This is a genomic window from Clostridium boliviensis (assembly GCF_033342255.1).
In the GTDB taxonomy this organism is placed as follows: Bacteria; Bacillota; Clostridia; order Lachnospirales; family Lachnospiraceae; genus Lacrimispora; species Lacrimispora boliviensis.
This window is the reverse complement of the sequence record NZ_JAWONS010000275.1, coordinates 19,548-28,459: the sequence shown is the minus strand read 5'-3', so window position 1 is coordinate 28,459 and position 8,912 is coordinate 19,548. Positions and strand designations below refer to the sequence as shown.

8 protein-coding genes are annotated in these 8,912 nt (G+C 43.9%); all 8 read right to left on the bottom strand.

What is annotated here, in order from left to right; all coding sequences use genetic code 11:
* The coding region (locus RZO55_RS18110) for an ABC transporter substrate-binding protein (protein ID WP_318065661.1) at positions 1-1,440 on the bottom strand (1,440 nt) is incomplete at its 3' end.
* 254 nt (positions 1,441-1,694) lie between these two features.
* The gene (locus tag RZO55_RS18105; protein WP_318065660.1) at positions 1,695-3,335 is read right to left on the bottom strand and encodes a hypothetical protein; all 1,641 of its coding nucleotides are present in this window, start codon (positions 3,333-3,335) and stop codon (positions 1,695-1,697) included.
* A gap of 20 nt (positions 3,336-3,355) precedes the next feature.
* Positions 3,356-4,306, bottom strand: coding sequence for an ROK family protein (locus RZO55_RS18100; protein WP_318065659.1), 951 nt, complete (start codon positions 4,304-4,306; stop codon positions 3,356-3,358).
* A gap of 66 nt (positions 4,307-4,372) precedes the next feature.
* Positions 4,373-5,095, bottom strand: coding sequence for a phosphatase (locus RZO55_RS18095; protein WP_318065658.1), 723 nt, complete (start codon positions 5,093-5,095; stop codon positions 4,373-4,375).
* 118 nt (positions 5,096-5,213) lie between these two features.
* Positions 5,214-5,909: an MgtC/SapB family protein gene (locus tag RZO55_RS18090; protein ID WP_336624329.1), complete on the bottom strand. Its 696-nt coding sequence runs from the start codon at positions 5,907-5,909 to the stop codon at positions 5,214-5,216.
* Positions 5,910-6,092: 183 nt separating this feature from the next.
* Entirely contained in the window at positions 6,093-7,106 is a 1,014-nt protein-coding gene (gene iolG / locus RZO55_RS18085; protein ID WP_318065657.1) for an inositol 2-dehydrogenase, read from the bottom strand.
* 27 nt (positions 7,107-7,133) lie between these two features.
* Positions 7,134-8,033 carry a myo-inosose-2 dehydratase gene (gene iolE / locus RZO55_RS18080; protein ID WP_318065656.1) on the bottom strand — a complete coding sequence of 300 codons (900 nt, stop codon included), beginning with the start codon at positions 8,031-8,033 and terminating at the stop codon, positions 7,134-7,136.
* Between the two features lie 69 nt (positions 8,034-8,102).
* Positions 8,103-8,888, bottom strand: a complete 786-nt coding sequence (locus RZO55_RS18075; RefSeq protein ID WP_318065655.1) for a 5-deoxy-glucuronate isomerase — start codon at positions 8,886-8,888, stop codon at positions 8,103-8,105.
* Between the last annotated feature and the right edge of the window lie 24 nt (positions 8,889-8,912).

Here is an 8,912-nt window from a genome sequence, read left to right as displayed (position 1 = left end):
CCGTCCCTGTGCAAACAACTCATTGATTTCAGGCTGATCATAATACATATAATTGTATGCAGCGCCTGTTTCAAATAAGCTGGAGAAAGTGTCAGGGTCAATTCCCATAATATAACCACCAAAGTACATATCGTAGGAATTGTTCTTATCCTTCATCTGCTGGCTGAGAGCCTTGGAATCAACACCTGCAAGAGTAACCTTAAATCCTGCTTTTTCAAGCTGCTCCTGAACCATCAGTGCTGAGGTGGACTGTAAACTGTCTGATCCGCTGTAACCAAGAGTCAGCTCTGGTTTCTCTACTCCGGAAGCTGCAAGATATTCTTTTGATTTTTCAAGGTTCTGCTCATATTTTTCTACATCTTCTGTAAAGAACTTGCTGTTAGGAGGCATGAAGCTCCATGGAAGATCATAGTTATCAGAGCTTAACAAAGCAGCATCTGCAATTGCCTTCTTATCCAGCGCATAAAGAATTGCTTTTCTTAAATCCTCATTCTGTACACGTGCTGCGTTGATCATCATATATCCTACGCGGCCTTCCTGATAAGGATATACAGTTAAGTTTGCAGAATCCAGATCCATCTGTGATACCTGAGCCGGAGTACCAATCCATGCATCTACTTCGCCGCTCTGAATGGCTGTCATGGCTGTATTCTCATTCTCAATAATGCGGTATACAATATTATCAATGGAAGGCGCCCCAAGGAAATAGCTCTCATTCTTTGTGAACTTCACATAGGAACCTGCTGAGTATTCAGACATTACATAAGGTCCGGTTCCAACAGGCTTTGTATTAACGTCATTATTTTCAAAATTAGTTACATTCTCATAAATATGCTTTGGCATAATGAAAATCTGTGAGAACATCTCCACTGCTGCGGAATTTACGAAAGGCATGGTTAATTTAACCGTATAATCATCAACCTTTTCAATCTTTACCGCACCTTCCGGATAAACCAGCTGGGAATAAGCCCAGCCTGCGTTCTCTTCCTTCTCCATAGCCTCGAATGTGAAAACAACGTCGTCAGCGGTAAATTTCTCACCATCTGACCACTTAACGTCATCACGTAAGTGCATGGTGTAAGATAAGTTATCTTCGGAAGTATCAATGCTCTTTGCCAGGAAATAATTAATTCCATCCGCATTATACATATATAACGGAGAATAGATCATCTTGAGCGTCATAAGACCGAAACGGTCACTGGTGGTAATTACATTAACATTGGCACCCGGGTCTCCTGCGATTGCATAGGTAAAGGTGCTATCTCCTCCTTCAGACGGATTCGCCGCATCCGCCGTTGTCTCGCCGGCACCTGCTGTGCTGCCGGATACTGCTGTGGTTCCTTCTGCTGACGGATCTTTGCCGCCGCACGCGGTAAGTCCTCCAAGCACCATAACAGCTGCCAAAAGAATGCCCGCACTTTTCATAAAATTCTTTTTCATAATTTTCTCCTTTCATAATGTCCCTAAACTCATCTGTCCTTAATCAGAAAAAGTTAAAATCATTATATACCGGTTCACCTACTTTTTTCAACACTTTTCGACATTAATCCTATTTTTCTATAGTTTTTATATGTTAATCATGAATTTCCCATATAGCAGGTAGTAAAAAAGACAGTTGTTAAGTCTGGCAACTGCCTTCTTTGGCATATGATATATCTATTATGAACAATGTTGTATTTATGATATTCTCTTTTTTATATATTTCGAATGGAGAAGGTTCTTTCATATGGGGTATAATCATTGAAATAAAGAGTAAAGCCTGTGGTATTGATCTCTTCTCCTGAGTAATGTCCGCCGAATTCGTGCGTTCCAAAGCCCGGTCCTATGAGAAGTTTCTGGTCTCCGTGAAGAAGATTGAGTAAACCATCCCGAAGCACCATCTCTCCGCCTTTTTCTGCTCTCATATGGAAATGCTCATTTTCCAGAACACTGCCTGCAGGAATACAAATTTCCACACGAAGAGGGGCTTTGTCAAGTCCCTCCGCTTTTACGGATACTTCCATACCATCAGAGAGCTCTTTCAGTGTAACAGTCATGCGGATTTCACTGCTGTTTAGAATATCCCGCTTCTTATGATCCATCTTCCACCAGTCTGTTGTGTTCTGCTTTTCTTTAAAAGGAAGATAATACCAGCCTTTTGCCACAGAAGTCAATACGCAGACTCCATCTTTTTCTTCCATTGTCTGTGGAACGAAGTTGCGGATATCGCAGTAGCTCTCTCCTATTTTTAAGTATACCAGTGTTTCTTTAAATTTTAAGAACAGAAAAGTACTTTTTCCTTTGAGGATACTGTAGCCGTACTGTAAAGTCTTTCCCCTGATTACACCTGCTTCTTCAAAATGCTTATGGTACGTATCTAAGAAGCCATATCCTTTCAGCTCATACTGCTCCATAAAATCATGAAGCATTATAATATGCAGGCATTCCGGCGCCATGTCGCCCCGTTCCATATTGTCTTTGATAATCTTATGGGCAGCCCGGTCAAAGATTTCCTCTCCTGTTTTAGCTGCCATATATAAATACTGGTAAAAATACTTATCCGGATAATCAGCCTTGCCCTGGTCCTGTCTGGTGGAATTCTGGGTGAAGATCGTATCGTCGGGATCAATGTAAAAGAGCATCATTTTTAAGTTCCGCTCCACATATCCCAGATAGCTTTCATCGCCGGTTTCCTCATACATTGCCATCATGGCATTGTTTACCACTGCATTGTAATTGCCGGTGGAGCGCTCTGCATACTCCCCTTCCTCATTGCCGTCAATCCCTTCCGCCAGATACTGGTCTGCACGGGCAAGCAGCTGTGTGGCAAACTCCGGATTTTCTTCTTTTACCAGATTTGCCCCCTGCATCAGTGCAGCTGTAATTCCCCAGCGGTGGTTGGGCGTGTGAAAGCCTCCGGTCAGGAGAGCTTTTAAGGATTCTTCCAGTATAAACCGGTAACCGTCTTTCAGTTTTTCCAGCTCGCCTTCTTTTGTATATTTTAAAAACAGGCGGTAGGTTGCAATAAGCCGTTTAAAGCAAAAGGAGGTGTCCGGTGCGGATTTAAAATTGCAGGAGGGATAATCAAAGCTTCCATCCTCTCTCTGACAGTTTGCAATAAAGGTCACAGCTGCTTCCATGGCACAAAGAAGAGCAGCATCCTTATAATACCTGCTTAGAGAATTTAAATAAACCGATGCTGCATCTGCCATTACATAGATGGTTGGTTTGACCTCTAAAATATCACGTTTCATACCTCCGTAGAAAGGATCTCTCTCGTCTGTTACCTGTGTGCTTAAAAAATGATCCACCCGCTTTTCTGCGGAACGTATCAGATGTCCCATATACCGTTTCATAATTCCTGTCCTCTTTTCTTCTATTTTAATAGAGCAGCTCCGATCAGCCCGGCATCATTGTCTAACACCGCTGCAGTAATCCTTGTCCTGCGCTTTGAGGTTCTTGCATAATCTTCCTGGTCTATGATTCTTTTTAACGGATCCAAAAGCAAATCTCCTGCTTTGCTGATGCCACCGCCGATGCAGATTAATTCCGGCTGGAATATATTGATTAAATCCAAAAGCCCCGCTGCCAGATACTCAATGTACCGGTCAAATACGAAAAGCGCAGCAGCATCTTCTCTTCTGACTCCGTCAAAGAGTGTTTTGCCCTCCACATGCTCGATCTCTCCGCCGCAAAGCTCCCAGAGAATGGATTGGGGATTATCCAGCATAGCCTCTTTTGTCTGTGAAATCAGCGCAGTGGCAGAAGCATAGGCTTCAAAGCAGCCTTTTCTTCCGCAGTTGCATGAAATTCCGTTTCGGTCAATGGTGAAATGTCCGAATTCACCAGCCGCATAATTTATTCCCTCATATAGCTTTCCGTCAAGAATGATTCCGCCGCCTACTCCGGTTCCCAGAGTCACAGCCAGCATGGAGTTTACGCCTTTCCCGCTTCCCGCTGTATATTCCCCCCAGGCCGCAGCATTGGCATCATTATCAAAACGTATTTTTTTGCCCGGCAGAGCCTTCTCCATCATGGATACCAACGGTTCATCATAGAAGCCCAGATTATTGGCATATTCCACTATTCCAGTCTCTTTGTTGGCTGTTCCAGGAACTCCCAGACCCACAGCTTCTATCTCCTCCCAGGAAACATTCCCCTCCTGTGCAGCCTTTTTTGCAAGGTCCGCCATATCCTGAACGATCTCCCCTGCACTTCTTCCGCTTCTGGTGGGCACAGACAGGCGGGTAAAAAGTGTTCCGTCTTCTCCTACCAGTCCGGCGGCAATATTGGTTCCCCCTAAATCTATTCCGATATAATACTTCATTCTCTATCCGCTCCCTTTCCGCGTACAACTGCCGGAGCGCAGCTGCACCCCGGCATTTTTCTTTCATTATCTTCTCCGCTTACGGAGAAACCAGGACTCCAGCTGTTCCATATCAGCATTCACCACCAGTTGTTTTGGAAAATTCAGGCTGTTCAACATGGCAAGTGCTTCATCGAACTGTCCCACACTCCTGCAGAAATGAGCATCTGAGCTGACAATGACAGAAACGCTGTATTTCATACAGAGTCTGGCAATGGTGCGGCAATTTTGCGCGGAACTTTTTCTGACACGGAAAGTCCCTTCGTTAATCTCCACAAGCTTACCCTTTTTACCAAACTCCGGTATTACCCGTTCATAATCATACTCATAGCAGGCAGTTCCGCTATGTCCGATGATATCTATCAGAGGATTTTCTGCTGCGTGAAGATATGCTTTAGTATTGTCTTTTATGCTTCCCGGCGCGATCACATCCTCATGAAAAGAGGCTATGGTATAATCCAGCCGGTTTTCTATGGTATCCGGGCTTAAATCAATTTCACCGTCAAAATTTGTAAAATTCAGTTCTGCTCCGCGGAGTATACGGACCCCATCCACCCATTCCGGAAGCACACGCAGATTTCTAAAATGCCCCTCCGGTGCTCCGTCCGGATGAGCCGGACAGTGGTTGCTGATTCCTACCGCTAAAAGTCCGGCAGCCTTTGCAGCTGTGATATTTTCATAAACAGTACTGTAACCATGCCTGCTTACATCTGTATGCGTGTGTAAATCTGCAGCAAGACGCTTTATCATAATTTCTCACTTTACTTTTATGTTTTCTTACTTCATGATTATATCTCTTTTTACCGCGATTCTTCTACCTTATTTTTGTTTTTCTGTCGAAATTTATTGCACTTTTTGTTTTTATTATCTATCCATTGATGGAATCAATCCGTTTGTCATTGGACAGGCTGATCACCAGGTCATTCTTTTCATAGCCGGCCGGATAAAGTAAATCCAGCTCGATCTTGGTTCCGTCCTTGGACTTACCTATTTTTACATTCAGCACCTTCACCTTATCTTCGTTGAGTTTATGAAACAACTCTGTTATAACCGCATCGTAATGGGAGGTAGTGATTTTCAGCATACACCGATACGGCTCCTTTGATAGAAATGGTACGTCATGGAGCAGAACCTGTATCATAACCAAAAGAAACGCTGAACCGCAGCCCAGATAATAAGCACCGGCACCAATCGCCATTCCCACTCCTGCTGTAGCCCAGATACCGGCAGCTGTAGTCAGACCGCTGACGGAATTATTCTTAACAAAAATAACACCAGCTCCCAGAAAACCGATTCCAGACACGATCTGGGCTGCAATTCTGGAGGCATCAAATTTAGGAATATCCTGAAAACCATATTTGGATACAACCATCATAAGAGCAGCCCCCATCGCCACAATGGCATGGGTTCTCATACCTGCCCCTTTATTTCGGTTTTTTCTTTCATATCCGATTAAATATCCGGAAAAACCAGCTGCAATGATTCGAAAAAGCAAGCTGGTCTGATACACAAGATCATACCGCTCCACCCAGCCAATTACCATCTGTTCCAATTGATACACCATAATCCCTCTTTTCTATGTTGAACTATATCTTATAAAATATGCTACTAATTTAACATGTTTAAACGGAAACGTCAGCGCAGTATTTGCTTTTTCCATAATAGTTTGTATGCACTTTTTGTACTTTACAGTCCAGCACAGATAGATTACAAAAGGACCTGCCAGTCAGCCAGCAGGTCCTTTATCTTACATTGTAATCTCAGAAATTTTAACCGGTCTGTGCTCTTCCACAGATTTCTTAGCTGCGATTCCCATTAATACCGGTTTTAAACCATCTAATACACCAAGAGGAGTGTCTGTATCCTTCTCAATGGCCTGGATAAAGCAGTTTACTTCCTTTGCGAAGGACTGCATATAACGCTCTAAGAAGAAGTAAAGAGGCTTTTCACCTGTCACACCATCAGCAGTGCTTAATACTGCGCTGGATTCTGTATCATTGGCTGTTGCAACCATACCCTTAGATCCGAATACTTCCGCTCTCTGGTCATATCCGTAAGCCGCTTTTCTGGAATTATCAATCACTGCAATTGCGCCGTTCTCCATCTTGATTGTGATTACCGCAGTATCTACATCACCAGCTTCACCTATAGCAGGATCAACTAAAACAGCAGACTGTACATAGATCTCTTCTGCATCGCAGCCAGCCAGGTAACGAACCATATCAAAATCATGTATGGTCATGTCAAGGAACATACCGCCGGATACAGCCGCATATTCTGCGCTGGGCGGCTCAGGGTCTCTGGAAGTCACTTTGATAATATGGGGATCACCGATTTTTCCTGCTGCAACAGCATTTCTCACTGCTTCAAAGTTATGGTCAAAGCGGCGGTTAAAGCCTACCTGATATTTCACCTTGCTGTCCTTTAATGCATCTATAACTTCTTTGATTTTCTCAACGTCATGATCAATCGGCTTCTCGCAAAATACGTGCTTGCCGGCCTTAATCGCTTCCACAGAGATAGGAGAATGCGTGTTTGTGGAGGAGCAGATTAACACTGCATCGATCTCCGGATCAGCCAGAATCTCTTTGTAATCCTTTGTTGTATTGGTTACGCCCATGCTTTTTGCCCAGTTTGCTGTATCCTCATTCATAAATGGGTCAGCGATTGTCTTAATTGTAGCATTCTTAACAATATTGCAGATGCTTGCGGTATGAACCTTTCCGATTCTGCCTGCTCCGATAATTCCTACGGTTACCATAATATTCTTCTCCTTTTATCTTTGAAATTAAAGACCTGTTTTTTCAGCAATGAATTTTCTTGCACGGATTGCATATTCCAGAGGGTTTGCCTTAGCCGGATCCTGCTCCGCTTCTACTACCATATAACCCTCATAGGCTGCGTCTTCCAGCACCTTGAAGATCGGATCAAAGTCCACACACCCGTCTCCAGGAATGGTGAATGCGCCTGCACGGACGCCAGCTAAGAAGCTCATCTTCTCTTCTCTCACCTTTTTTACTACTTCCGGACGGATATCCTTTAAATGTACATGTTTGATACGTTTGATGTGCTTTGTTACCATCTCTACCGGATTCTCGCCGCAGTATGCAAAATGACCGCTGTCAAAAAGCAGACTTACGTATTCCGGGTCTGTATGTTCCATCATACGGTCTGTCTCTGCTACTGACTGTACAACCGTTCCCATATGATGGTGGAAGGTTAATGCCACCCCGTATTTTTCTTTAGACAGCTTGCCAAGACGGTTTAAGCCGGTGCAAAGAAGATCCCATTCTCTGTCATCCATCTCATGTTTTCCTTCAAAAACCGGCTGATCCTGAATTCCCTGTGTGCTGTAGCTCTGCTCAGATACACCCACAACCTTAGCGCCCATGGCAGCTAAGAAAGCCACATGCTTTTCAAACTCTGTCTCAGTCTCTTCGTAAGGTTTGCTGATTAAGAATGTAGAAAACCATGCGTTGCATATCTCCACCCCTCTTAATTCCAGAGCCTTCTTTAAAACCTCCGGATCCTTCGGGTATTTGTTCCCCACTTCAGAACCGGTAAATCCTGCAAGTGCCATTTCACTGACGCACTGCTCGAAGGTATTCTCCTTACCCAGATCCGGAAGATCATCGTTGGTCCATGCAATTGGTGCAATTCCTAATTTCACTTTCTCCTTGTTTAACATTTTTGCTTCCCTTCCCTGTCTTATCATATTTTTATACCGCTGGTTTCGCGGCGATTAACCCCTGTGTTATTAAAATTTGGCATCATGCAGCCACAAGTAACGTTCATCTTCGTTACGGTCTGTCTGATTCCACGGATTTCCCTCAAGATGGCGGATCATCCAACAGGTATACATCTGGAATCCTGGTGCAACTGCCTGGGGATGAAGCTCCCCTCCCGGTATTGCTGAAAAGCTGCCATCTGTGCTTTTAAATACCTGATCTCCTACAAAGCTTGCACCGAATCCCTCCGGACGGTCAAACAGGAAATAATAGGTCTCAGGCTGTGGATGTCTGTGGGGAAGGTAACCGGACCAGTTACCCCTGTCATTTAAAACCTCTCCCAGAACCATGTTGGAATAAGGAGCGATCTCAATGTCAAAAATCGTATTCACCTGCCGTTTTGCCACATTGCCAAACTTACCTACAGCGGAGTATTTCCACGGTGCGTCTTCAGGCTGATACAGCTTTGGTTCAAATGTTTTCTCATTTTCAGCTGACTGAACTAAAATCTCAGAATCCTCTTTTGCTTCCACGGTAATTTTTGTACCTGCACAACCATGCAGACACCACGGTCCTTCCGTAAAAACATCAACCCTTGAGGCTTCCTGTTGGATATTTCCTCCGCAGTAAACAATTTTTCCTTTTAAAAGAAGCACTGCTGTTTCTTCCTTCTCTTTTATGAAAGTCCTGATCTCTCCGGCCTTCATGCGGTAAACCCGAATGTCCATTCTCATATCCTTATACTCATTGGTATAAGTGGTTAATATCTTTTCTCCGGACTCATCAAATTCCGGATATCCGAATACCTGGCTCATAGTTTTCTTCCTTTCTTTCGATGT

Bases quoted from the DNA above. Each gene is read 5' to 3' on its own strand.
- RZO55_RS18105 (WP_318065660.1), bottom strand. From the start codon at position 3,335: ATGAAACGGTATATGGGACATCTGATACGTTCCGCAGAAAAGCGGGTG.
- RZO55_RS18100 (WP_318065659.1), bottom strand. From the start codon at position 4,306: ATGAAGTATTATATCGGAATAGATTTAGGGGGAACCAATATTGCCGCC.
- RZO55_RS18095 (WP_318065658.1), bottom strand. From the start codon at position 5,095: ATGATAAAGCGTCTTGCTGCAGATTTACACACGCATACAGATGTAAGC.
- RZO55_RS18090 (WP_336624329.1), bottom strand. From the start codon at position 5,909: ATGGTGTATCAATTGGAACAGATGGTAATTGGCTGGGTGGAGCGGTAT.
- iolG (WP_318065657.1), bottom strand. From the start codon at position 7,106: ATGGTAACCGTAGGAATTATCGGAGCAGGCAGAATCGGAAAGGTTCAT.
- iolE (WP_318065656.1), bottom strand. From the start codon at position 8,033: ATGTTAAACAAGGAGAAAGTGAAATTAGGAATTGCACCAATTGCATGG.
- RZO55_RS18075 (WP_318065655.1), bottom strand. From the start codon at position 8,888: ATGAGCCAGGTATTCGGATATCCGGAATTTGATGAGTCCGGAGAAAAG.